Here is a 25,278-nt window from a genome sequence, read left to right as displayed (position 1 = left end):
GAACGCGTATTGGACGGGTTCCACATCGTCTCCTGGATGACCGACGCGCTCGACAAGGTCAGGAAACGCCTGTGGAACCAGGCGAGGCGCGACGGCGACGAGAAGACCATGAAGCGCATGCGCGGCGTCAAATACGCCGTCCTGAAGAACCCCGGCGACCTGACCGGCAGACAGGAGGAGGCGTTCGAAAGCCTGCGGGACACGGACCCCAAGGGCCAGCTCTACCGCGCATGGCAGCCCAAGGAACTCCTGCGCACCCTGCTCAAACACCCCATCGGCCAAGCCGCGGCGAACTGAACCGTTGGGTGTTCCGGGCGTCCCACTCGCGCATACCCGAGATCGTCGAACTCGCCAAGAAGATCCGGCGGCGCCGCCCCGACATCCTCAGGACCATCCGGCTGGGATACTCCAACGCCAGGCTCGAGGCGTCCGACAACAGGATCAAGGCCACCATCCGCATGGCCCACGGATTCCACCACGTCACCAACCTCATCGCCCTGGTCATGCTCCGATGCGGCGGACCCGACATACGACTGCCACAACCCGCAATCTAACCCACGAAAACAGCAGAAGCCTCTCATTACGCTGCGATATTGAGTTTTTCTTCGTGGAATGCATTCGTCTATTTGTTTGCGATAGAACATGGATTCCGTTACATTAACGCGACGTCAGTAATGGCAAAAGGTGGATTTGTCGCGCCATACCGCTATTCTTTTGACTTCGCATGAGGTGTGTCATATTGCGGGCATGCCGCCGACAATGAAGCGTCCGCATAGGCATATGGTGGCCATGCCGGCGCTCCCAGGGGAATTACCACATATTAGCGAGCGATAAGGAACGTCCATTGGCTACTGAGTCTACGACGAACACCACCACCATCATCGCACGCGCCGACCAGCATGACATTGACCTGCACAAGGCGTCGGATCGCGTGAACTTCGGTTCCATCAAGGAACCCATCGATGTGCCCTACCTGCTGGGCGTGCAGACCGACAGCTTCGATTGGCTGATCGGCTCCGACCGCTGGAAGAAGCGCGTCGAAGAGGATGAGGCTAACGGCACCAACACCGTGGCCCACACCTCCGGTCTCGACGAGGTCTTCAACGAGATCTCCCCGATCGAGAACTTTGCACAGACCATGTCCCTGACCTTCTCGGACCCGTACTTCGAGGAGCCGCGCCACACCGTGCAGGAGTGCAAGGAGAAGGATTACACCTACTCCGCTCCGCTGTACGTGAACGCCGAATTCGAGAACGGCGACACCGGCGAGATCAAGTCCCAGACCGTGTTCATGGGCGACTTCCCGCTGCAGACCCCGCACGGCACCTTCATCATCGGCGGCACCGAGCGAGTCATCGTCTCCCAGCTCGTGCGTTCCCCGGGCGTCTACTTCGACCGCCGGCAGGATCGCACCTCCGATAAGGAAGTCTTCGGCGCGAAGATCATCCCGAGCCGTGGTGCATGGCTCGAGTTCGAGATCGACAAGAAGGACCAGCCGCAGGTGCGCGTGGACCGCAAGCGCAAGCAGTCCGCCATCGTGTTCCTCATGGCCATCGGCATGACCAAGTCCGAGATCGCCCAGGCATTCAAGGACTACCCGCTGGTGCTCGACGCACTGGAGAAGGAAACCCTCGAGACCCAGGACGAGGCCCTCGTTGACCTCTACCGCAAGATTCGTCCGGCCGACACCCCGACCCCCGAGGCCGGCAAGAACCTGCTGGACTCCTTCTACTTCAACACCAAGCGCTACGATCTGGCCCGCGTTGGCCGCTACAAGATCAACCGCAAGCTGGGTGTCGAGGCCGATTTCAACGATCGTTCCCTCCACCAGGAAGACATCATCGCCACGATCAAGTACCTGGTGGCCCTGCACGACGGTGCGGCGACCTTCCCGGGCAAGCGCAACGGCGAAGACGTTGACCTGCGCGTGGACGTCGACGATATCGATCACTTCGGCAACCGTCGTATCCGTCAGGTCGGCGAGCTGATTCAGAACCAGCTGCGTACCGGTCTGAGCCGTATGGAGCGCGTGGTGCGCGAGCGTATGACCACTCAGGACGCCGAGGCCATCACCCCGCAGTCCCTGATCAACATCCGCCCGGTGAACGCCACCATCAAGGAGTTCTTCGGCACTTCCCAGCTCTCCCAGTTCATGGATCAGAACAACCCGCTGTCCGGTGTGACGAACAAGCGTCGTCTTTCCGCACTGGGCCCCGGCGGTCTGTCCCGCGACCGCGCCTCCATGGAGGTGCGCGACGTGCACCCGTCCCACTTCGGCCGTATGTGCCCGATCGAGTCTCCTGAAGGCCCGAACATCGGTCTGATCGGCTCCCTGGCAACCTTCGGCCGCGTCAACCCGTTCGGCTTCATCGAGACCCCGTACCGCAAGGTCGTCAACGGCCACGTGACCGACGAGGTCGAATACATGACCGCTGACCGCGATCTTGATCACGTCATCGCCCAGGCCAACCAGGAGCTCAACGAGAACGGCAACTTCGTGCAGAAGTCCGCCCTTGCCCGAGTCGGCGAAGAAGAGGCGGTCGATGTGCCGGTGAGCTCCGTGGACTACATGGACGTCTCCCCGCGCCAGATGGTCTCCCTCGGCGCCTCCCTGATTCCGTTCCTGGAGCATGATGAGGGCCACCGTGCGCTGATGGGTACCAACATGCAGCGTCAGGCCGTGCCGCTGATCGAATCCGAGCGCCCGTTGGTGGGCACCGGCTCCGAATGGCGCGCTGCCAACGACTCCGGCGACGTCATCAAGTCCGAGAAGGACGGTGTGGTCACCTACGTGTCCGCCGACCTGATCCGCGTGATGAACGACGACGGCACCACCAGTTCCTACAAGCTGGCCAAGTTCCAGCGCTCCAACCAGACCACCTGCTACAACCAGCGCCCGATTGTCCACGACGGCGAGCGTGTGGAAGCCGGCTCGGTTATGGCTGACGGTCCCGCCATCCAGAACGGCGACCTGGCCCTGGGCAAGAACCTGCTCATCGCCTTCATGCCTTGGAACGGCTACAACTACGAGGATGCTGTGATCATCTCCCAGCGCCTCGTGCAGGACGACACCCTCTCCTCCATCCACATCGAGGAGTACGAGATCGACGCCCGCGAAACCAAGCTGGGTGCCGAAGAGATCACCCGCGACCTGCCGAACGTCGGCGAGGACGCCGTGGCCAACCTCGACGAGCGCGGCATCATCCGCATCGGCGCCGAGGTCGAGGCCGGTGACATCCTGGTCGGTAAGGTCACCCCGAAGGGTGAGACCGAGCTGACCCCGGAGGAGCGCCTGCTGCGCGCCATCTTCGGCGAGAAGTCCCGCGAGGTGCGCGACACCTCCCTGCGCGTGCCTCACGGCGAGACCGGTACCGTTATCGGTGTCAAGGAGATCACCCGTGAGGATGCCGAGGAGGACGGCGACGAGCTGCCCAACGGCGTCAACCAGATGATCCGCGTCTACATCGCCCAGCACCGTAAGATCACGGTGGGCGACAAGCTCTCCGGCCGCCACGGCAACAAGGGTTGCATCTCCCGCATCCTGCCTGAGGAAGACATGCCGTTCCTCGCGGACGGTACCCCGGTCGACATCATGCTGAACCCGCTGGGTGTGCCTTCCCGAATGAACCTCGGCCAGGTGCTCGAACTGCACCTCGGCTGGATCGCCCGCGCCGGCTGGGACATCTCCCTTGACCCGAACATGGAAGCCGAGTGGAAGAAGCTGGTCCCCTCCGGTGCCGAGAAGGCCGAGCCGGGCACCCCGGTTGCCACCCCGGTGTTCGACGGTGTCAAGCCTGAGGTCCTGAAGGGCCTGCTGTCCACCACGCTGCCGAACCGCGACGGCGACCGTCTGGTCGGCCCCGACGGCAAGGCCACCCTGTTCGATGGCCGTACCGGTGAGCCGTACACCAAGCCGATTTCTGTTGGCTACATGTACATGCTGAAGCTGCACCACCTGGTCGACGACAAGATTCACGCTCGTTCCACCGGCCCGTACTCCATGATCACCCAGCAGCCGCTCGGTGGTAAGGCCCAGTTCGGTGGCCAGCGCTTCGGCGAGATGGAGGTGTGGGCCCTTGAGGCCTACGGCGCCGCCTACACGCTGCACGAGATGATGACCACCAAGTCCGATGACGTCGACGGCCGCGTGCGCGTCTACGGTGCCATCGTCAAGGGCGATAACCTGCCGCCGGCAGGCATCCCCGAGTCGTTCAAGGTGCTCCTGAAGGAAATGCAGTCCCTGTCCCTGAACGTCGAAGTGCTCAACGCCGAAGGCGTGGCCATCGACATGAAGGATGAGGACGACGATCCGGCCAGCTCCGCTGACGACCTCGGCTTCAACATTGGCGCCCGCCCCGACGCGGCCGCCAAGGAAGACCAGAAGGCCGAAGAGCCCGAATACCAGTGATCCCTCGGGCTGCATGCGGTCAATACGCCGCGTGTAGCTCCGCCAACGTGAAATAAATAACGTACAGAGACCTTTCCGGTTTGCACTACCCCTCAGTCAGCCTTGGCTGACAGCTCCCCTGACAAGGGGAGCTTGGGAAGGTCTCAAGAACAGAAACGGATTAACAAGTGCTGGACGTCAACGCATTTGACAAGATTTGCATCGGCCTTGCCACCGCCGATGACATCCGTGGTTGGAGCCACGGTGAGGTCAAGAAGCCTGAAACCATCAACTACCGTACGCTGAAGCCTGAGAAGGACGGTCTGTTCGGCGAACAGATCTTCGGCCCGACCCGTGACTGGGAGTGCGCCTGCGGCAAGTACAAGCGCGTGCGCTTCAAGGGCATCGTCTGCGAGCGATGCGGCGTCGAAGTGACCCGCAGCCGCGTGCGTCGTGAGCGCATGGGCCACATCGAGCTCGCCGCCCCGGTGACGCACATCTGGTTCTTCAAGGGTGTGCCTTCCCGCCTCGGCTACCTGCTGAACGTCACCCCGAAGGATCTGGAGCGCGTGATCTACTTCGCCTCCTACATGGTCACCGAGGTGAACGAGGACGAGCGCCACAACGATCTGCCCGGCCTGCAGGACGAGTTCGATTCCGAGATCAAGCGCCTTGAGCAGCGCCGTGACTCCGACATCGAAGCTCGCGCTAAGAAGGTCGAAGAGGATCTCGCCGCCCTTGAGGAGGCCGGCGAGGCCAAGGGCCCGGCCCGCACCAAGCTGCGTAACGGTGCCGAGCGTGATATGGCCGCCATCCGCACCCGCTACAACGACCAGATCGCCCGTGTGGACGCCGTCTTCGACAAGTTCAAGAAGCTCAAGCCCGGCGACATGATCGACGACGTGGACCTGTGGCGCGAGATGCAGGACCGTTACGGCGATTACTTCGACGGCTGCATGGGCGCCGAAGCCATCAAGAAGCGCCTGCAGTCCCTCGACCTGGAGACCATCTCCAAGGAACTGCGCGAGGAGATCAAGGGCGCTTCCGAGCAGCGTAAGACCAAGGCTCTGAAGCGCCTCAAGGTCGTCAACGCCTTCCTGACCACCGGCAACAAGCCGGAGGCCATGGTGCTTGACGTGATCCCGGTCATCCCGCCGGACCTGCGCCCGATGGTCCAGCTCGACGGTGGCCGTTTCGCCACCTCCGACCTCAACGACCTGTACCGCCGTGTGATCAACCGTAACAACCGTCTGAAGCGACTGATCGAGCTCGGCGCCCCTGAAATCATGCTCAACAACGAGAAGCGCATGCTCCAGGAAGCCGTCGACTCCCTGTTCGACAACGGCCGTCGTGGTCGCCCGGTCACCGGTGCCTCCAACCGTCCGCTGAAGTCCCTGTCCGACATGCTCAAGGGTAAGCAGGGTCGTTTCCGTCAGAACCTGCTCGGTAAGCGAGTCGACTACTCCGGCCGTTCCGTGATCGTGGTCGGCCCGTCCCTGCGCATGCACCAGTGCGGTCTGCCGAAGCCGATGGCCCTCGAGCTGTTCAAGCCGTTCGTCATCAAGCGCCTCGTGGACCTGAACTACGCGCAGAACATGAAGTCCGCCAAGCGTCTCGTGGACCGCGGCGACGCCGAAGTGTGGGGTGTGCTCGAGGAGGTCATCTCCGAGCACCCCGTGCTGCTCAACCGTGCACCTACGCTGCACCGTCTGGGTATTCAGGCGTTCGAGCCGATCCTGGTGGAAGGCAAGGCCATCCACCTGCCGCCGCTGGCCTGCGCCGCCTTCAACGCCGACTTCGATGGTGACCAGATGGCAGTCCACCTGCCGCTCTCCGCCGAAGCCCAGGCCGAGGCCCGCTCGCTGATGATGGCTTCCGACAACATCCTGAAGCCGGCTGACGGTCACACCGTGACCATGCCGTCCCAGGACATGATCCTCGGTCTGTACTACCTGTCCACCGTGCTGGAAGGCGCCAAGGGCCAGGGCCGCGTGTTCTCCTCGCTGGAAGAGGCCGAAATGGCCCTCGACCGCCACGAGATCGACATGCAGGCCAAGGTGCTCATCCGCCTGCCCGAGAGCTTCGTGCTGCCGAAGAACTGGGAGCCCGGCGAAGTCAAGGTGCTCGACCCGCGTGAAGGCGAGGACGAGATCACCAAGGAAGAGCGTTTCCACGATGGCACCGTGCTGTTCGCCACCTCCTACGGCCGCATCCTGTTCAACGAGACCCTGCCGACCGACTACCCGTTCGTCAACGAGCAGGTGGCCAAGGGCCGTCTGTCCAAGATCGTCGACGACATCGCCATGCGCTACTCCACCCAGCAGGTGGCCGCCACGCTGGACGCCCTGAAGGATCTCGGTTTCACCCGTGCACCGTGGTCCGGTGTGTCCTTCGCGTTCTCCGACGTGAACGAGCCGCCCGAGCGCGACGAGAAGATTGCCGAGTACGAGGCCAAGGCCGACAAGGTCAACGCCAACTACGAGATGGGTCTGTTGACCGAGGAAGCTCGTCGTCAGGAACTCATCGACCTGTGGACCGAGTGCACCGCCGAGGTGTCCAAGGAAGTCGAGGAGAAGTTCGACCCGACCTCCAACCTGGCCATCATCGTGCAGTCTGGTGCACGAGGCAACATGATGCAGATCAACCAGATCGCAGGTATGCGAGGCCTCGTGGCTAACCCGAAGGGTGAGATTATTCCTCGTCCTGTGAAGTCCAACTACCGCGACGGCCTGTCCGTGCTGGAGTACTTCATCTCCCAGCACGGTGCACGTAAGGGTCTGGCCGATACCGCACTGCGTACCGCAGAATCCGGTTACCTGACCCGTCGTCTGGTCGACGTCTCGCAGGACGTCATCGTGCGCGAAGAGGACTGCGGCACCAAGGCCGGTCTGCCCATCCGCGTCGCCGAGCGCGACAACGACGGCAACCTGGTGCTCGTCAAGGCCGCCGACGGTGGCCCGTACTCCCGTCTGCTCGCCGCCGACGTCATCGACCCGGCCGACGGACAGACCGTGCTGTACAAGCGCGACGACGCCCTGTCCATGGACGTGCTCAACGACCTCGTGACCCACGGTGTTGAGGAAGTCAAGTGCCGTTCCGTGCTGACCTGCGAGTCCAAGCGCGGTGTGTGCGCCAAGTGCTATGGCTGGTCCCTGGCCACCAACAAGCTGGTCGATGTTGGCGAGACCGTCGGTATCGTCGCCGCCCAGTCCATCGGTGAGCCTGGTACCCAGCTGACGCTGCGTTCCTTCCACTCCGGTGGTGTGGCCGCAGCCTCCGATATCACCCAGGGTCTTCCCCGTGTCACCGAGCTTTTCGAGGCCCGCACCCCGAAGGGTGAGGCCCCGATCACCGAGTTCGCCGGCAGCATCAAGATCGTGGAGAACGATCGCGGTCGCCAGATCATCCTGACCCCGGACGCCGATTCCGGCGCGCCGAAGGAAGACGGCGTGATCAAGCCAATCACCTACCAGGTCTCCAAGCGCGTGCCGCTCAAGGTTGCAGACGGCGACCACATCAAGGTCGGCACCCAGCTGGTCGAAGGTTCTGTGGATCCCAAGAAGATCCTCACCATCCTCGGCAAGCGCGCCGCCCAGGTCAACATCGTGGAGGAAGTGCACACCGTGTACCGCTCCCAGGGTGTGGATATCCACGACAAGCACATCGAGGTCATCGTGCACCAGATGACCCGTCGCGTGACCATCATCGACTCCGGCGACACCGACCTGCTGCCGGGTGAGCTGGTGGACAACGCCCGCTTCCGTGAGATCAACCGCAACATCGTCAAGAACGGTGGCCGTCCGGCCGTCGGTCGTCCGGCGCTTATGGGCATCACCAAGGCATCGCTGGCCACCGACTCCTGGCTGTCCGCCGCATCCTTCCAGGAGACCACCCGCGTGCTCACCGAAGCCGCCCTCTCCGAGAAGGTCGACGACCTCAAGGGCCTCAAGGAGAACGTCATCATCGGTAAGCTCATCTCGGCCGGTACGGGCCTCGCCCGCTACCGCAACGCCGTGGTCGAGCCCGACAAGGCCATCCGCGACACCATCTACCCGAACTTCGGTCTGGGCGGCGATGGCGATCTCGGCGACGCGAGCTTCTCCGACGCCGACCTGTCTGACCTGAACTTCTCGAACCTCGAGTTCGGCGATCTGAAGCTCGGTGACGACTTCAACCCGGATGATTTCTACTCCGATCAGGGCGGTCAGCCTGACATCGAGGAGTAACCCTCCTCACCCCCGATAAGATGGCCCGGAACTCGTGTGGTTCCGGGCCATCTCGCATTTTCAGACAGCAGTATTGTTCTTGTCGATTTACGGGGGTAGTGTGGCGACCCAGGGGTGTGGGTACCGCCCCCAGTGGTTTGTGGCTCGGTACGTGCACGGAAGTCGTAAGAGAAGAGACAAGTGTTGGAGGGCCACCTATGGTGGGGTTAAACACATTGGTCGGCAAGCGGTACAAGATCCTTGCCCAGATCGGCAAGGGTGGTATGTCCACCGTCTATCTGGCAATGGATTCCTCGCTGAACAAGCAATGGGCCATCAAGGAAATTCGCAGTGCCTCTGATCCGGTGCAGCGCGACTTGGTCATTAAGAGCCTGACCGTCGAAGCCAATATGATTAAGCGCTTCGATCACCCGGCGATTCCGCGTATCGTCGACCTGATCGAAGAAAAGGGCAGCCTGTTCGTCGTTATGGATTACGTCGAAGGCCAGACCTTGGCGAGCCTGCTCAAGAAGGAAGGCCCGCAGTCCGAAGAAGACGTGGTCGATTGGGGCATCCAGCTGTGCGATGTGCTCGACTACCTGCACCGCCGCAAGCATCCGGTGATCTTCCGCGATATGAAGCCCTCGAATGTGATGCTGACCCCTGAGGGCGCAATCAAGCTTATCGACTTCGGCATTGCACTGGAGACCGGCAAGGATGCGGACAGCAAGCCGCTGGTCGGTGACGACCGCCAGCTCGGTACGCCGGGCTTCGGCGCTCCCGAACAGTTCGCCGAGAACGGCACCGTGGACGCACGTACCGATATCTACGCGCTCGGTGCCACCCTGTTCTACCTGCTGACCGGCTCACACCCGCGCAAGAACGGCATTGTGCCGATTCGTCAGATCAACCCGGAGCTTTCGCAGGGCTTGGAACTGGTGATTGCCAAGGCCACCAGCAAGAATCCGGACGATCGCTTCCAGACCTGCGCCGACTTCGCGTATGCGCTGAAACACTACAAGCAGGAAGACGCCGCATACCGCAAGGCGCTGAATTCCAAGTGGTGGGGCTTCCTCGGCACGGCGATCGCCTCCGTGGTCTGCCTGGCCCTCGCCGGCGGCAGCCTGGTGCTAGCCAACCACGCGCAGAACACCGATTACGACTACTGGATGAACCAGGCGGCGCAGACCACCGACGCATCCGCCGCAGAAGCCGCCTACGTGCGCGCAGCGGAAATCAAGATTAATGCCATTGAACCGTACGAGCAGCTGATCAAGCGTTACACCGCTGACAGTGATTTCAGCGACGACGAAGAGCAGATCTACAACACGCTGATCAACCAGCACGCCGACTCGTTGCGCAAGGACTCCACCAAGTGGGCCGAGCTGAGCTTCGACACCGGCCGCATGTATTGGTACTACTACTCCGGCTCCAAGATGGCCGGCCAAAGCGCGTCCGCCGCCAACACCGATCCGCAGCGATACGCCCGCATCCGCGCCGCTTCGCAGTGGATGCACAACGCGGCACAAGAGAGTAGCTTCAGCAACGTCAAGCTCGCCAAGATCTACGCCGACATCGCCGACTTCAACACGGAGATCGTGCCGCTGATCAACGAAGGATCCGATTCAGGCAAGTACAAGCCGTACTTCAGCAAGCTGAACGAACTGGTGAAGTCCGCCGCTCAGGAAGATAACGGTGTGATCAGCCTCGAATCCGCGAGCCTGACCTTGGACGCGTTGCGCGTGTACCCGCGCAAGTTCCGCGCGGACGGCATCACGCAACAGCAGATGAGCGATTTGGCCGATGCCGCCGCATCGCTTGCCGACAAGACCGAAACCACCACCGATGAGCTGGATGCCAGCAAGAAAGCCGCGCAACAGGCCGAAAAGCCCACCAAGGACGCCATCGTCAACGCTTTCGTTGATATCAAGGGGGACGCCAAGTGAACGCCGATATCTATAGGACTCTGGCAGTCGTATTCCTGGCTTTGGCCGTGATTCTTGCGGTCGTGGCCGTAGTGCTGTTCCGCAAGTTCAACATTCCCGCCGTGCGTGACGCCCTGACCGGCAAGCGCGCGGAACGTGAGATCGCCGAACTGCGTGGAGTGCGCGCCGGTTCGTGGGCCAACGCCGAGAATCTGGGCGAAGGCTCGCGCCGCAAGCGCAAGAAGGGTGCCCTTTCCGATACCACCACCGGTACGCATGACACCAGCGACATCGAATTCCGCCCGGTGACCGGTACCGGCTCCGGCTCCGGCTCTCTGGGTTCCGCCAGCACCAAGGGTGGCATTACTCGCCCCGGCGAAGACAAGCCGTCCGCAGTGCCCGGTGCCAAGCAAAAGGCTTCCGCCGCTCCGGCCGTGGTGGACGAGGAAGACGAAAGCACCCGTCTGGGTACCAAGGCCGCACTCGAATCTGTGGTTGAGATTCCGGTGTCCATGGCTTCCGCCGCCGAATTGGCGGACGAGGGCGAGACCTCGCTGATGCAATTCCGCAAGACGAATGAAGCATCGTCCGACGACGATGAATCCCGTACCATCCTGGTTCGTGGAGGGAAGAACAAGTAATGAGCTTCGTGACTAATTCCAGTTTCTGGCGCAAGTCGTTGATCGGTGCGGCCGTGGCTGTGGCGGCTCTTGCCATGGGTGCTACCGCCGTGGTAGCCAGCGCCGATTCGACTTCCGACCTCAAGCCCGAGCAGACCACCGGCTCCGTGGTGTCCGCACGCTCCTTCAAGGCCGTCAAGGCACAGTCGGCTGCCGCCACTACGCCGAAGATGGATTTGGCTTGGTATGCCGCCGATAAGGACGGCAAGGTGGCCGATAATGCCCAGCCGCTGGCCGATGGCCGCACCAATGCCTCGAATGTTCGTCTGGGCGTGACGATTACTGGGTTTGATGGTTTCCCCGCGGGCCAATTTGACCGTAACGGACAATACGTAGGTGAGGATAAAGACAAGGTTGTCTTTACCGTGACCGTGGGCATCTTGGGCGTCAAGGAAGTCAAGTATGGCGACTTCCACCGTACAGGCAATGTGCAGGACGGCTACACCTACACCGTTGAGCCGAATGATGGTCCGGCGTTCGCTCTGAGCGGTGATCCGGTTACGCTCGATGTGACGGTTGCCGCGCCGGCTGATCCTACAGCGGCAAATGCCGCCATTGACCTGAATCAGTTCAAGGATGACGACGGCACGAGCACCATCACGGCTCCTCAATTGTCCTATAACAGCACCAAGCCCGCCGCCGTGGATACGGCGGTGTTCGGCGGCGTTGCTGATACTGATTGGCTGAAAGGCAAAGACGCGACCGACGGTACCTGGTTCACGACCACGTCGCCGTCCGTAACCTTTACTCCGGTTGCGGCTGAGGCAGCCAATGTCGTGTCTTATGAGGTGACGTATCCGAATGGCAACGGCACCAAGACCGATACGGTCAAGGCAGATGAAGCATGGACCGTGCCTAACGGCAAGACCGACCTGACCAAGACCACGGTTACGGTCACCAATTGGTTCGGCAGCGCTTCCGATGCGAAGCCGTTGAGCGATTTGCTCGACGCGAAGACCGTTATTGTTGACCCGAATGCCGGCACTGGTCTGTCCCTGAATCTGACCGGTACCACCCCAGATAAGGGTGCTGTCAACAACGGCACCACGTATTACAGCAAGGTCGGCGGCTTCTCGGTGAGCAGCACGAGCGCATACTTCGCCGATGAACTCGCCCTGCTCAAGGCGAACGGTATCAAGTTGCTGACCGTTCCGGCTGCCGACGGCACCGGTGCCACAATCCCGGTGTGCGATGCCGCTGATCTTACGAATGGTGCCGTGGACTGCGGCAATGCCGGACTGGTCCTGAAGACCGGTAACCACACCATAAACCTGAACTCCGCGCTGCCGGGCGCGCCGACTGTAACGCAGTCGTTCACCATCGACACCACCGCTCCTACCGTTGCGTGGAAGGGCTACTCCAAGAACGGTGGCATTGATATTCCGTTTGGAAAGACACTCTTCGCAGTCGACCGTAAAGAACGTGCCCTGACCTTCACCGTTACGGATGATGGTGCCGGTGTGGGCAAGGTGATTGCAAGCGGTATCGATCCTGAGACGGGCAAGCAGGCCACGGTCACGTTGACCAACAACGGTGACGGCATCTACACATTCCCGCTCACCAAGGCCGGAACCTACGATCCGACGGACTTCACCATCCAAGCCACGGACAATGCAGGTACGCAGTCCAAGGCTGAAAAGGTAAACGCAATTGCCGGCGATAAGTTCACCTACACGAAGATTCGTATCGGCAAGAATGTCCAGCCGAAGACCACGGTATCGGTAAGCGGCACCGACTACATCAACGGCACTCCCAAGGTCACACTGACCGTCAAGAGCAACCCGTGGCTGTCGGACGAACTGAAGGGTCTGCAAGAAGGTGCCGGCACCAAGGACCTGAACCTGCTCACCAGCACATTGACCGCCGGTGGCAAGACCGTGTACCAGGGCGCGTTCCCGGTGGCCGACGCCACGGTGAACGACGCCGGTGACGAGATCGTGATTTCTGCGGATGTTGCCAAGCCGTTGATCGACGCCAAGAACACAAACGGCCAGTATGCCATTACGGTAACCGATAACCCCACATTGCTGGCGGTGTTGGGTGACGTGACCAATAACGCCAAGACCTTCGGCGTGGATACGCAGGCCCCGAGCTTCACCGGTGCCGCCTACCAGGCAGGCAGAGATGAACTGACCTCCACCAAGGACGATTCCATCAGTGTCGTGTCCCGTTCTGCCGCCACCATCACTTTGGACGCGCGCGATCTGCTGCCCGATTCCACGGCAACAGGTGCCGGCAAAGACGATGCACATACCTCTGGTCTGGCAAAGGTCGAAGCCAAGGTCGATTACACCACGTGGAATGGCGATAAGGTCACCGGCAAGTGGACCGAACTTCAGCGTGTGAACAACGACCCCAACAAGGTCCAACTGACGCTCGGCGACCAGGACGGCAAGTACACGCTGGCCGGCGTATCCCTCAGAGCCACCGATAAGGCGACCACGAAGCCCAATGTCAGCGATGCCGAAACCACACTGGCCACGGTAAAGACCGCACTGTCCAAGTCCACTGATACCACCGTGGCCGCTGCGGCCAAGCAGCTGCCGGATACGCTGGGCGTGAGCAAGCAGACCGCGAAGGCGACTCTGCAGCTCAACGATGCCGACCTGCAGAAGACCTACAAGGAAGACCTCACCAACATCTCCCTCAAGGTCGCCGGTGACCCCGCGTTCGCCTACCGCTGGGATGTGGTCAAGGCTGGTTATGCCAATACAGACTTGCTGACCGGCGCGGTGCAATACGGCGACGCCGGCTCGAAGGACTTCACGTTCAAGATCAGTGATGCCACCTATAAGGACGGCGTCATCACGCTGGGCACCGCAAACCTGCCCGAGCGGACCGAAACCGACAAGGATGCCACCGGCAAGCAGTTCAACGGCGACTACCAGCTGACGCTCCAGAAGAACTTCGGCAACAATGTCGAGCTGTTCAACGCTCAAAGCACCGGCACTACCAACTACCTGTTGGACACCAAGCGCCCAGTGCTGACCAAGATCAGCGGTCCGGCCGGTGCCAAGGGCGAGACCATCGTCGATACCACCGTGCAAGGCAAGAGCTACACGGTCTTCGCCAAGGCAGGTGCACAGACGTTCACGGTCTGGATCAAGGATCTGCTGCCCAACGGCCAGTCCACGAACAGCTCCGCCAAGAACGAAGCCCATACGTCCGGCATCAAGGATGAATCCGTCAAGCTGACCATTCCTGACGGCACTGATCTGAAGGGCAAGACGCTCGCCGAGGGCAAGACGGTGAATGTCACACTCGACAACGAAGGCAAGGGACAGTTCACCCTTGATCAGGAAGGCTTCTACGACTTGAGCAAGATCACGGTAAGTGTCAATGACAACCTCGGCAACGCGCTGGACAAGGAAAGCTTCAAGAAAGCTCCGGTTCAGGACAATGTCAAGGATTACGACGCCGTCGTTGCCGATGTGAATGGTGACGACACCAAGGCATCCTTCGCGGTCACCAAGTTCGACAACTCTGTGCTTGACTCCAGTGATAACAACAACAAGTACTTCCGTGGCAAGGTCAAGGTGGCCTACACCATCACCGACCACTGGTTCCCGATTTACGCCAAGCTCAACGCCGGCAAGACGAACCTGCTCGCTGGTAGTACTTCGAACACCACGCCGTTGACCGGTGGCCAGAACGAGCAGAACATCAAGCCGTTGGATGCCAGCGATGCACAGTGGACTGAAGGCGATGGCTACACGTGGACGCTCTCCGGCCAGAAGCTGTTGATCAACGGCAAGACCAACGAAGTGGAAGGCAATTACACGCTGCACCTCGCCTATGCCGGTCTACAGGCAAAGGCCAATGAGGCATCTACCCAGTCCAAAGACGTGGTGCTCGACTGGACCGCTCCGAAGCTGGGCGACCTGACCGCTTCCAGTGAAGCACCGAAGAAGTGGGATTGGATCTTCTCCACTGATGTCTTCACGGCCACGCTGAACGGCATCAGCGATAATGTGTCCGGTGTGACTGCGGACTCCACCGCGTTCTCCACCAAGCACTTCGACAACTGGCTTTCCGGCAAGAACGACCCGGCTCCCGTCTATGCGGGCGACGCGGCCGCCGGCAGCATCAGCTTCACGATGGATGGCGACAGCCAGCGCGTCTACCTTGGTGAAACCAGCCTCACCATTCGCGATGAGGCCGGCAACCCGGTCGACACCGGCAGGCTCAACGCCTACGAAGGCGTGAACGGCAACCAAGCCGCCAACGCACTGAAGGGATTGAACGGCGTGGCCATCGACACCGTGGCTCCCACCATCGCGGTCTCCTACGACAACAACGATGTGCGCAACGGCAAGTACTACAAGGCCCACCGTACCGGTACCGTGACACTGACCGAATCGAACTTCGATTTCTCCAAGAAGTATGAGGGCGATCGTGCGGTCGTCACCACGTCGATCGACGGCAAGAAGGCCACCATTCCGGTCTCCTCCTTCAAGAACGTGAGCGGTGACCTGAAGACGTACGTGGCCACCTTCGCCGCCGACAGCGACGGCGACTGGACTGTGGACGCCGCCTACACCGATCCGGGCGATCACCCGTCGAATACGATTCACGAGGAGTTCACGGTCGACACCGTGGCTCCGAAGCTGACCCTCACCTTCGACAACAACAACGTGAAGAACGGCAAGTACTACGCGGCCGATCGCAACGCTACCATTCGCGAAGTCGAGCGCAACTCCTCCAAGGACGAATCGGTCATCACCGTCACCGCCAAGGACGATAACGGCGCGGACACCGCAGCCCCCGGCCCGGCGGGCTGGCAGCGCACCGGCGGCACGCGCGAATCCACCGAGTGGACGAACTCCGTGGCATTCACGGGCGAGGCGCACTTCACCATCAAGGCCACCGCCACCGATCTGGCCGGCAACAAGGCCGAAGAGGTGAGCGAACCCGAGTTCGTGATCGACAAGACCAAGCCGCAGATCAAGATCGACCGCGTGGAAGACAAGACCGCGTACGCCGGTACCGTGGCACCGTTGATCGACTTCAACGATGTCAACATCGACATGAAGAACGTGAGCTACACGCTGGTCGGCGACCATCGCGGTGCACTCAAGGGCGACAAGATGCCCAAGAACGTCACCACCGATACGGCCAACGACCGCACCGTGGACTTCACGGACTTCGAACGCAAGGTCGACTTCGATGACGTGTACACCATCAAGGCGCACGGCACCGATTTGGCCGGCAATGCGTTCGAGACCAAGAAGACCTTCTCCGTGAACCGCTTCGGCTCCACCTACACGTTCGATGCGGACACCACGAACCTGCGCGGCACCTACCTGAAGAAGGCGCAGGACGTGCAGATAACGGAGATCAACGTCTCCGGTCTTGACCTGAGCAAGCGCCAGATTGTGATCGCCAAGGACGACAAGGCGACCACGCTCACCAACAACGACTACAAGGTCGCGACCTCTGACGACAAGGGCTGGAGCCGTACGGTGTACACCGTGCCGGCATCCCGCTTTAACTCCGACGGCTTCTACCGTGTGCAGGTGCAGTCCATGGACGAGGCGGGCAACCTCTCGCAGAACACCATGGACAAGAAGAACGCCGACCGTAAGGGCACTGCCGAAGTGAACTTCGCCGTCGACTCGACCGCGCCGACTGCTTCGCTGCTCGGCATCAAGTCCGGCACCGTGTACTACAGCCAGCAGGGACAGCCCGCGTCGGTGGATGCCAAAGACAACCTCGGCATCAAGTCCACCGAAGTGTATGTCGACGGCCAGCTCAAAGACAGCTGGAAGGGCGATGCCACGTTCAAGTCCACGCCGAGTCTGACGTTCGACGCCGACGCCAAGAGCCACGAGATCGTGATCCACACGATCGACAAGGCAGGCAACGAGGCGACGTCCACCTACGACAACATCTACGTGGCCTCCAACTGGTGGCAGTACGCCACCCACACCCCATGGCTGCGCAACACGATGATCTTCGGTGCGCTGGTGGTCTTGGCCGCCATCGCCGGAGCGATTGTGATGGCGCAGCAGCGCCGGAAGCAGTTTGCGTACCGCAAGAACCCGTTCGAGCGGTGAGGTGACTGCACTCGTTTCCCGTTAACGAGGGTTGTTTGCGGGGCGTTGCGGTGAGTAATTGCTGATGCCATAGTGGGCCAGTCCAATTGATTCTGGGCTGGCCCACTACCGTTGATGAGGGATTGCGTGATGTGGTGTTGGCTGGGTATGGGTTGTCTGGTCACCGGCTGTAGCGTTGAACGGCATCGCTTGTCGTGCGTAGACGTTGTGCGTGTTCGAGGATGTGCTGGAGTCCCTTTCATTTGTGCATGCCTGCTGCGAATCTATGGGCAGAGCGATGATATAAATTAATCAGAAGATAGGCGAGGGGAGAAACTGATGAAGGGTTTGGTTACCATCCACGATGGCATTGCGGATGTGCGTTTCACTGCCTCTCTGGATGTGTCCGGTGATACGTCGATATCCGCTATTCTTCCTTCGCTGTCCAATATTGTGGGATTTCAGTCGCCTTTGGATTCCATGGGTTTGGCCATAGATGGTAGAACTGTGCCTCCGACCATTACCGTGTCGCAGGCGGGTTTGCACGAGGGCTCGTGGATTTCGCTGTTGAAGCGTGATCGGAAACCATTGAATCCTTATGCCAATACCGGTCTCAATGATGGTTATGTGCAATTGCGGTTTGTCAGCGGCGAGAATGCGGGCGCTGTATATGATGTGTCTGCCGGCACGATGTCGATAGGCACATTGCTGAATCCTGAACGAAACTCCATGAATGCGGATTTCATGTTGGATGTCGGGGCAGACAGTGACGTGCGCCTGATTCCGCATGTGCGTGAAGGCAAGCTGCAGAAGCGCGCCGCATGGTACCGCAAGCGCAAGCGGGAAATTCATTCCGGTGTTTTCATCGATGGCAAAGAAGTCATAGAACCGGTATCACTGAATAACAGCACCGAAATCGTGCTGCCGGAATGCATTGTCACCGTGACCCACGGCCGTGAGACTTCCGTGCCGGTGGATACTGAAGAAATGGAAGGTCGCTGGCTGTTCGCTAGGCCGCCGAAGATTCGCGAGGTGGTCAAACAGCGAAAGTTTACGCTGCCCGGAGAACCGCAGAAGCCAGAGAAAGCGCCGATTCCCCTGCTCACGAGCCTGCTGCCTCTGGCAATGGCTGCAGTAATGTGCGTGCTTCTGAAGAGCTATACCTATCTCATGTTCGGTCTGATGAGCCCAGCGATGATGATTGGCTCGTATATTTCCGGTAATCGTGCCGGAAAGAAGCGATACAAGCAGCAGATGAAACGCTTTGCGGAAAACACGAAGCGTATTCGCGGCGAGGCGCAAAAAGCTGTTGATGCTGAGGTGGCCCAGTCACGACGGGAGTATCCTGATCCCACACAGGTATTGGATATCTGCGCTCGTCACACCGCACGGTTGTGGAACCGCCGCTCCACTGATGAATCGTGGCTGCGTTTGCGTGTGGGCACGGGAACCATAGACTCGCACATCACATTGGAAGACCCCCAAAAAATGGAGTTTGAGCGGGTCACCAAGTGGCAGTTGAAGAATTTCCCGGTAACGGTATCTCTGCCGGATGCCGGATGTGTTGGCTGCACTGGAAATGACGACGTGTTGTATCCGGTGGTGTCATGGATGACCGCGCAGATGGCGGCATTGCATTCCACCCGTGATCTCACGTTGTATCTGCTGTCTCCTCGCCTTAAGGATCGAGGTCAGGCGATTGCTGGCATTGATTGGTCGTTTGCGCAGTGGTTCCCGCATTTTGCGCCGCATTTCGGTCAGAATGCGGTGCGTACCATGGCGGTTAGTGCGGATGATTTGGCTCTGCGTATTTCTGAGCTGACGACGATGCTGGATGAACGCAGCAGTGAGCAAAAGCGGCAGTCCATCAAACACTGGGTGGGGCCAGCGGTGGTTGTCATCATGGAACATGCGCACGTGCTGCGCTCCATGCCTGGCATCATACGACTCCTGCAGGAGGGGCCGGCACTTGGTATATACGCACTGTGCATCGACACGGATGAGCGATTATTACCTGAGGAATGCCAGACCGTGATTACTGCTACCGCGAAAGACCTTCGTGTGGAAAGCAACAAAGCCGACGATGTGTTTGACATCATGCCTGATTTGGTATCGCAGGATTGGCTTGGTGCCGTGGCTGGTGCGTTGGCTCCCATTGAAGATGGCAGCCCTGCCGAAGGGCAGTCCGCCATTCCCGATCACAGTCGTCTGTTGGATTTGCTGGATTTGACGCCTACGCCGGAGCAAATCGAGGCGCGATGGGCAATGTACCCACGTTCTACAGCGTGTGTGATTGGCGAATCCGTGGATGGTCCATTCGGATTGGATATTTCCAAAGACGGCCCTCACGGATTGATTGGCGGCACCACCGGTTCTGGTAAGTCAGAATTATTGCAATCCTTGGTCGCATCTCTGGCTGTGGCCAATACGCCACAAGCGTTGAACTTCGTGCTTGTGGATTACAAAGGTGGCGCGGCATTCAAGGATTGTGTGAAACTACCTCACACCGTGGGCATGGTCACCGATTTGGATAATCATCTTGTTTCCCGTGCGCTGACTTCGCTGGGTGCCGAGCTCAACTACCGTGAGCATTTACTGGCACGGGCTGGAGCCAAGGATCTTGAAGATTATATCGATATGCGTGAGGCCAAGCCCAGCCTTCCAGAGATACCGCGATTGCTCATCGTCATCGATGAATTTGCCTCGCTCGCCCGTGAACTTCCTGACTTTGTCACCGGTTTGGTGAACATTGCGCAGCGAGGCCGTTCGTTGGGCATTCATTTATTGCTTGCCACGCAGCGACCGGGTGGTGTGGTTTCCCCGGAAATCCGAGCGAACACAAACCTGCGCATTGCCTTGCGCATGACTGATTCCTCAGAGAGCCAAGATGTGATCGATGCAAAAGATGCCGCACTGATTTCAAAATCCACACCGGGCCGTGCTGTGGTACGTTTGGGTTCCAGCTCGCTGATCCCGTTCCAATCGGCGCGTGTGGGCGGAAGATATATCAATCCGTCAAAGAATAAGGGATCACAGCAGACTCAGACTCCGTTTATTCGTTCAATGGCGTTCTCTCAACTCGGCGGCGCGGTGCCACAACGGCCGAAGAGCAAGAAGGACAAGGGCAATGTGAATGTGACCGATTTGAAGATGCTTGTGGATAGCATCAACGAAGTCGCGCGTCGTGAGCATATCCCTCAGCAGCGGCAGCCTTGGCTACCGGCATTGTCCGAACATGTGGATTTGAACCAGCTGAAAGAGTTTGAGGCCTCGACCGATAAAGATAGTCAGGGGCATGTGATTATCCCATTCGCTTTGGGCGACTATCCTCAACGCCAGCAACAGACAGTAGTGTCTATAGATGCCAGTTCCTTTGGCAATATGTTCATTGTCGGAACGTCGCGTTCCGGTAAATCTACGGCATTGCGCACTATTGCCTATTCAGGCAGCATGGCTTATACGCCGAGAGAACTGCACATCTACTGCATCGACGCAGGCAATGGCGCGATTTCACCGTTGACTGCTTTGCCGAATGTAGGCGCGGTGGCGTTACGCAGTGAGACGCAGAAGATTGAGCGTCTGATAGGCAAACTTGAAGCGGAAACTAAACGCCGAGCGAGTCTGCTGTCTAAAGATGGTTACAGCAGCATCGATGAATACAATGCGAGCGATGTAGCTGCACGTGAAGGCGCATTACCGCACATATTGGTATTGCTGGATTCATGGGATGGTTTCAACTCAGTATTCCAGAGCTACGATGGTGGCTCCCTGATTGAGCGTCTGCAGATACTGATGCGCGAAGGCCCATCTTCAGGTGTTCACTTTATTCTCACAGGAGATCATCTACTACTAGCCGGTCGCATGTCGGTGCTTTCGGACAGCAAGATACTGCTGCGTTTGGTCGATCCATCCGATTACACGGAAGTCGGCATGTCGTCACGTGATGTGCCGGAAAACATTCCTGATGGGCGTGGATACCGATCGGAAGATGGCGCTGAAATCCAGGTTGCAAAGATTCACGAAGGTCTTTCCGGCCAAGAGGAATCAGAATTGATTCGTGCTAGCGGAACCAAACTGAAGTCTGGTCGTGACCGCGGATTGCCACGTGCGGTCATGCCCTTCACTGTAGAGCAGCTGCCTGAAGAGATTACTTTGTCCGCAGTGCACACTCGTATCAGCGACTATGGCGATGATTATCTTCCGGAACGTGGAACAAAACACCGCATTCCGCTCGGCATCGGTGGCGAAGACAACGAGCCAATATTGTTCGATCCAGGTGAGACGCCCATGTTGCCGATTTACGGTACGTCGCAAAGCGGCAAGACCACTATGCTGGTCACCATTGTCAATGGCGCGCTAGCCGGTGGGTATCGCGTGATTCTCGCAGCCCCCAAGAACAATGCATTGCGTGCATTTGTCGATAAGCCGGGTGTAGAACGGATAATCACTCTGCCATCTGAGCTTACCGAGGAACTGCTCTCTCAATATGCAGATGATCCCAAAACGTTATTTGTGTTCGATGACTGCCAACTGCTGAAGGATGTTCCAGCTTCGAACTGGTTGCAATCGAAGATCGGTGTACTTGATGCTAATTCTGCGGGATTCGTCGTTGCTGGAGATGCGGCGGAATTTCCCACTGGATTCGGCAATTGGGGATCCAAGGTTAAGACGATTCGTCAAGGCGTGTTGTTGAAACCGGACGAGGTGATTTACCAAGATCTCATCAATATTCGTCTTCGCCGCGCGCAGTTGACGGCTGATGTGCCATCTGGCCGAGGATTTGTACATATGGGAGCATTGTCCGTTACTATGCAGGTGGCGTCCAGCGAACCTATGGATGGAGTTCCTGAAGCTGAGCCTCAGGATACACTGCTTACCGCAGTCGAAGCAATACCGGCTCCACCCATGCCACAAGAGCCGCAATCGGAGACGCCAGCGATACCTCCAGCACCGCGCACGGGGAGATGACGATTATGTTTGGCAAGAAGAAAAAGGCATCAGGCATTATTGCTGGTACGAGCCCCGCGCAGGTGTATCGGGAACTGCCTGTGCTGCCAAGAACCAGCCAGACCAGTATCCGAGATGAATGGAGTCGTGCCGCTTTGGAAGGGTCTTCATTTGGCGAACCACCAGTACGTGCTGGTCAACCGGTCTCTGCCGAAGTGAATCTGCCCTTGCATCGCAAAATTCCGCGGTATGTGATGGAGTTTTCGGATGGGCAGCGCATTGAGGTGAAATCGAGATGTGGTGCCGGGCGGATGCCACCTACGGCAGAAGATGGATATGAGGCATTTGCGGTGCTGCATGATTCCAGCCAGCAGACTTCGCGCAGACATTTCGAATTTGGTGTGACCGCTATAGGGCAGGTCTGGGTGATGGACTGTGATTCTGCCAATGGTACATGGTTGGAATCTCATGGTTCCAGAATTGAACTGCCTAAGCTTACCAGGACCAGCATGGTTCCGGGTGATGTGTTACGTTTCGGCGGCATGAGAGCAAAGTTGGTGCAGGTCAGCTAGTTTTAAGAGCATCGTTCTACTGTTCTTATTCTGGCTCGATGTATTGTCAAGACCGTATATCGGGGGTATTCTTACTCATGGATGGGCATGGTTGTCCATTCGGCGTCGGCGGCGGTATGGACCGGTGGCGTAAGGTTCCGTATGGGAAGGGTTAGTCCTATGGCCAACGTAAATGTAACGTATGATGACATCCAGCGTGTGAAGAGCAGCCTTGAGAGTGGCCGCCAAAGTCTTGTCGATACGCTTGATCAGTTGAACAAGACCGTGAGCGAGTTGGTGACGAGCGGCTTCGTCACAGATAAGGCTTCCGGTGCTTTTGAGACTTCGTACCAGCAGTTCACTAAGGGTGCAACCGATACTGTGAATGGTCTTAATGGCATGCAGCAGTTCCTGCAAAAGACGCAGGATGCTTTGACCGAACTCGATTCTCAGTTGGCCAGCGCGCTGCAGTAATACTGCCTGAATTGGCAAGTGAGCGGCCTGCGATGCAGGGGGTTTGAGGCATTGCAGGCCGTTGCTTATTTTGTACTGTTTTCCAGTACTTGTATTGGGAGAGTGTATGGCTGAGTCCAAGATAGTCATTATTGATGAGTCCGTTGTCCGTATGAAGACTGGCTTTGAGAACATTCAGCAGACACTGAATTTACGTGGCAATGATGATATGAAACCTGACAAGGGCAATGTGGGATACGCCCCGGTTATTAATGCCTTGAGCAAATTCAATACTCAGGTTTCATCCACGAAGAATAAATACAAGATTAAAACCGAGAAATTGGTTGATTTTCTACAGAATGTCAAAACCGGTTCCGATAAAGTCGATGAGCAGATTCAGGCTTCGTTGAAGGTTGATCATACTTCTGGCAGTGGGAGCTGACGTGTCTGGTGGTAGATGATTGATTCTACAGGCATGAGGCATTGAGCTTCTTTAGGCCGTATCTTCAAGGGGGATGGGATTGACAAACGAGCAATATGTTATCTCCATGGTTCCACCACAAGGGTGGCATGAGATTGAAGTGGATCCAAAACATCGCGAGATAGAAATTGAACGTCAGCTTGGTCAATTGCGCTATGTTGTGCCATCATGGCGAACGGTTTATCCCGCGTTGCGCCGTTACTTGGTGAAGGCATATGCCGATGCGTGGAAGTCCGGTGTCCGATATGCAATTGCGACGGATATTGATCCTGATGATGCTGTGCAGGTAATGGCGACATTCATGATTGCACAATTACCTCAGGCCAGTGTCTTAGGTGATTTGGATGATGAATTGGACGCAGTTATTGAAACGCTTTCCAGCGAACAGGCTGAACTTGGTGATGGTGAATTCATGTCGTTGCAGAAAGTGAATTTGCCGAAAATGGGGACTGCGGTTCGGGCGCAATCAATAACGTCGTTGGTTGATGACAAGGGTGGTAAAACCAATCGTCATGTGGCGTCGCTTCGAACTTTCATCCCGTGTGGGGAGCATGTGTTTGTGGTAACTGGTGCCACTCCGCAAATTGATATTGCTGATGTTTTGTTTAATTTGTTTGCTTCGATGGCGGATACGGTGAGTATTGAGTTTGTGAATTCCAGCGCGTATGCGTCGACGAGTGGGGAGGAAATATCGTGAATCTCGATGGTGAGGATTGGGGTTTTGTCGGGTATTCGGGGAATCAGGTTCCTGGGAGTGGTGGATTCACTGCCGACTTGGCGGGGCGATACTCGAACCTGCAAGGCACTTTCAATAAGATGGCAGATGATTTGGATCATTTGCAGACCAAGGAAGGCATGAGCGGCGAATGGGTGACCAAGTTCGTTGACAAAATTGGTACCATGCCGAAGGATTTCCGCAACTTTGCCACAGGGTTTGGGGATGTCGCGAAAGCACTGGACACGTGGAGTTCAGACATCGATAGCTATCAGCGTCAGGCTTCCAATGCCTTCGTGGAGGTGGAGAATGCCAAGAGAGTACAGGCGAATGCTCAACAGAATGTAGCGTCAAGCCAGCGTGAATTCGATCGTGTGCAAAGTGCGTATTCCAATCTCAGCCCTGATGCCAGTGACGAGGATTATGAGCGTGCACGGGATCGACGCAGACAGGCGCAGAGCATGGTCGACCAGTATGAGCAAGGACTGTCCACGGCCAATAGAGATTTGGAAGCGGCCAAAGCAGCGGTGCATAGGATCGTCGACAACTATAAGAAGGCTGGCGATGAGCAGGCCAAGGCTATTGCCGCTGCCACGCGTGAATCGCCGAAGTTGCATGGTTTTGCGGAGCAATGGCAGTATTCCGATGCTTGGCAGATTACCGTGAAGATTCTTGAGGTCGCCTCCATTGTCCTTGGTGTTATTGGGTTGTTCTTCGGCGGTTGGATTGCCGTTGCTGCCGCGGCGGTGGCCGCGCTGCTGTTCGTGGACAAGCTGTTGGCCAAGGCGAACGGTGATGCGTCGTGGTGGGAAGTTGTGGTATCCGGTTTCTGGGCATTATTGGATGTTGGGGCCGGCTTGAAAGCTGTAAGCAAGATTGCAAATGCCAAGAGCACTGCT

13 protein-coding genes are annotated in these 25,278 nt (G+C 58.4%); all 13 read left to right on the top strand.

From position 1 onward, the window contains the following. The coding region (locus ACEUKI_RS10130; RefSeq protein WP_374156836.1) for a transposase at positions 1 to 297 on the top strand (297 nt) is incomplete at its 5' end. An 8-nt stretch (positions 298 to 305) separates the two neighbouring features. Beyond that, on the top strand, positions 306 to 554 hold the full coding sequence (locus ACEUKI_RS10125; protein ID WP_374156835.1) for a transposase: 249 nt from the start codon (positions 306 to 308) through the stop codon (positions 552 to 554). Between the two features lie 290 nt (positions 555 to 844). Continuing rightward, the gene (gene rpoB / locus ACEUKI_RS10120) at positions 845 to 4,408 is read left to right on the top strand and encodes a DNA-directed RNA polymerase subunit beta (RefSeq protein WP_080785315.1); all 3,564 of its coding nucleotides are present in this window, start codon (positions 845 to 847) and stop codon (positions 4,406 to 4,408) included. 167 nt (positions 4,409 to 4,575) lie between these two features. Next, positions 4,576 to 8,613 (top strand): DNA-directed RNA polymerase subunit beta', encoded by a 4,038-nt coding sequence (locus ACEUKI_RS10115; RefSeq protein WP_080785314.1) that lies wholly within the window; start codon positions 4,576 to 4,578, stop codon positions 8,611 to 8,613. A 197-nt stretch (positions 8,614 to 8,810) separates the two neighbouring features. Then, positions 8,811 to 10,538 (top strand): serine/threonine-protein kinase, encoded by a 1,728-nt coding sequence (locus ACEUKI_RS10110; protein ID WP_179133481.1) that lies wholly within the window; start codon positions 8,811 to 8,813, stop codon positions 10,536 to 10,538. After that, positions 10,535 to 11,158, top strand: coding sequence for a hypothetical protein (locus ACEUKI_RS10105; protein ID WP_080785312.1), 624 nt, complete (start codon positions 10,535 to 10,537; stop codon positions 11,156 to 11,158). Before ACEUKI_RS10110 ends, ACEUKI_RS10105 begins: the two co-directional genes overlap by 4 nt. Before the next feature lie 8 nt (positions 11,159 to 11,166). After that, entirely contained in the window at positions 11,167 to 17,253 is a 6,087-nt protein-coding gene (locus tag ACEUKI_RS10100) for a hypothetical protein (RefSeq protein WP_374156834.1), read from the top strand. A 318-nt stretch (positions 17,254 to 17,571) separates the two neighbouring features. Then, positions 17,572 to 22,200 carry an FtsK/SpoIIIE domain-containing protein gene (locus ACEUKI_RS10095; RefSeq protein WP_374156833.1) on the top strand — a complete coding sequence of 1,543 codons (4,629 nt, stop codon included), beginning with the start codon at positions 17,572 to 17,574 and terminating at the stop codon, positions 22,198 to 22,200. A 5-nt stretch (positions 22,201 to 22,205) separates the two neighbouring features. Next, positions 22,206 to 22,751 (top strand): FHA domain-containing protein, encoded by a 546-nt coding sequence (locus ACEUKI_RS10090; RefSeq protein WP_179133480.1) that lies wholly within the window; start codon positions 22,206 to 22,208, stop codon positions 22,749 to 22,751. A 159-nt stretch (positions 22,752 to 22,910) separates the two neighbouring features. Further along, positions 22,911 to 23,204: a WXG100 family type VII secretion target gene (locus ACEUKI_RS10085; protein ID WP_065437290.1), complete on the top strand. Its 294-nt coding sequence runs from the start codon at positions 22,911 to 22,913 to the stop codon at positions 23,202 to 23,204. A 106-nt stretch (positions 23,205 to 23,310) separates the two neighbouring features. Continuing rightward, positions 23,311 to 23,625 (top strand): hypothetical protein, encoded by a 315-nt coding sequence (locus ACEUKI_RS10080; protein ID WP_115770768.1) that lies wholly within the window; start codon positions 23,311 to 23,313, stop codon positions 23,623 to 23,625. Between the two features lie 79 nt (positions 23,626 to 23,704). Then, positions 23,705 to 24,361, top strand: a complete 657-nt coding sequence (locus ACEUKI_RS10075; protein WP_374156832.1) for a hypothetical protein — start codon at positions 23,705 to 23,707, stop codon at positions 24,359 to 24,361. Further along, a partial coding sequence (locus tag ACEUKI_RS10070; RefSeq protein WP_147295324.1) for a putative T7SS-secreted protein occupies positions 24,358 to 25,278 on the top strand: 921 nt, incomplete at its 3' end. The genes ACEUKI_RS10075 and ACEUKI_RS10070, both read left to right, overlap by 4 nt.

It is taken from the genome of Bifidobacterium sp. 2450, from assembly GCF_041900695.1.
Lineage (GTDB): Bacteria > Actinomycetota > Actinomycetes > Actinomycetales > Bifidobacteriaceae > Bifidobacterium > Bifidobacterium longum.
Note: the sequence above shows the minus strand (reverse complement) of the source record. Positions and strands in the feature narration are given on the sequence as shown.

What these genes read in the sequence shown, in the direction of transcription:
- ACEUKI_RS10110 (WP_179133481.1), top strand. Translation starts at nt 8,811, where the DNA reads ATGGTGGGGTTAAACACATTGGTCGGCAAGCGGTACAAGATCCTTGCC.
- ACEUKI_RS10095 (WP_374156833.1), top strand. Translation starts at nt 17,572, where the DNA reads ATGAAGGGTTTGGTTACCATCCACGATGGCATTGCGGATGTGCGTTTC.
- ACEUKI_RS10090 (WP_179133480.1), top strand. Translation starts at nt 22,206, where the DNA reads ATGTTTGGCAAGAAGAAAAAGGCATCAGGCATTATTGCTGGTACGAGC.
- ACEUKI_RS10085 (WP_065437290.1), top strand. Translation starts at nt 22,911, where the DNA reads ATGGCCAACGTAAATGTAACGTATGATGACATCCAGCGTGTGAAGAGC.
- ACEUKI_RS10080 (WP_115770768.1), top strand. Translation starts at nt 23,311, where the DNA reads ATGGCTGAGTCCAAGATAGTCATTATTGATGAGTCCGTTGTCCGTATG.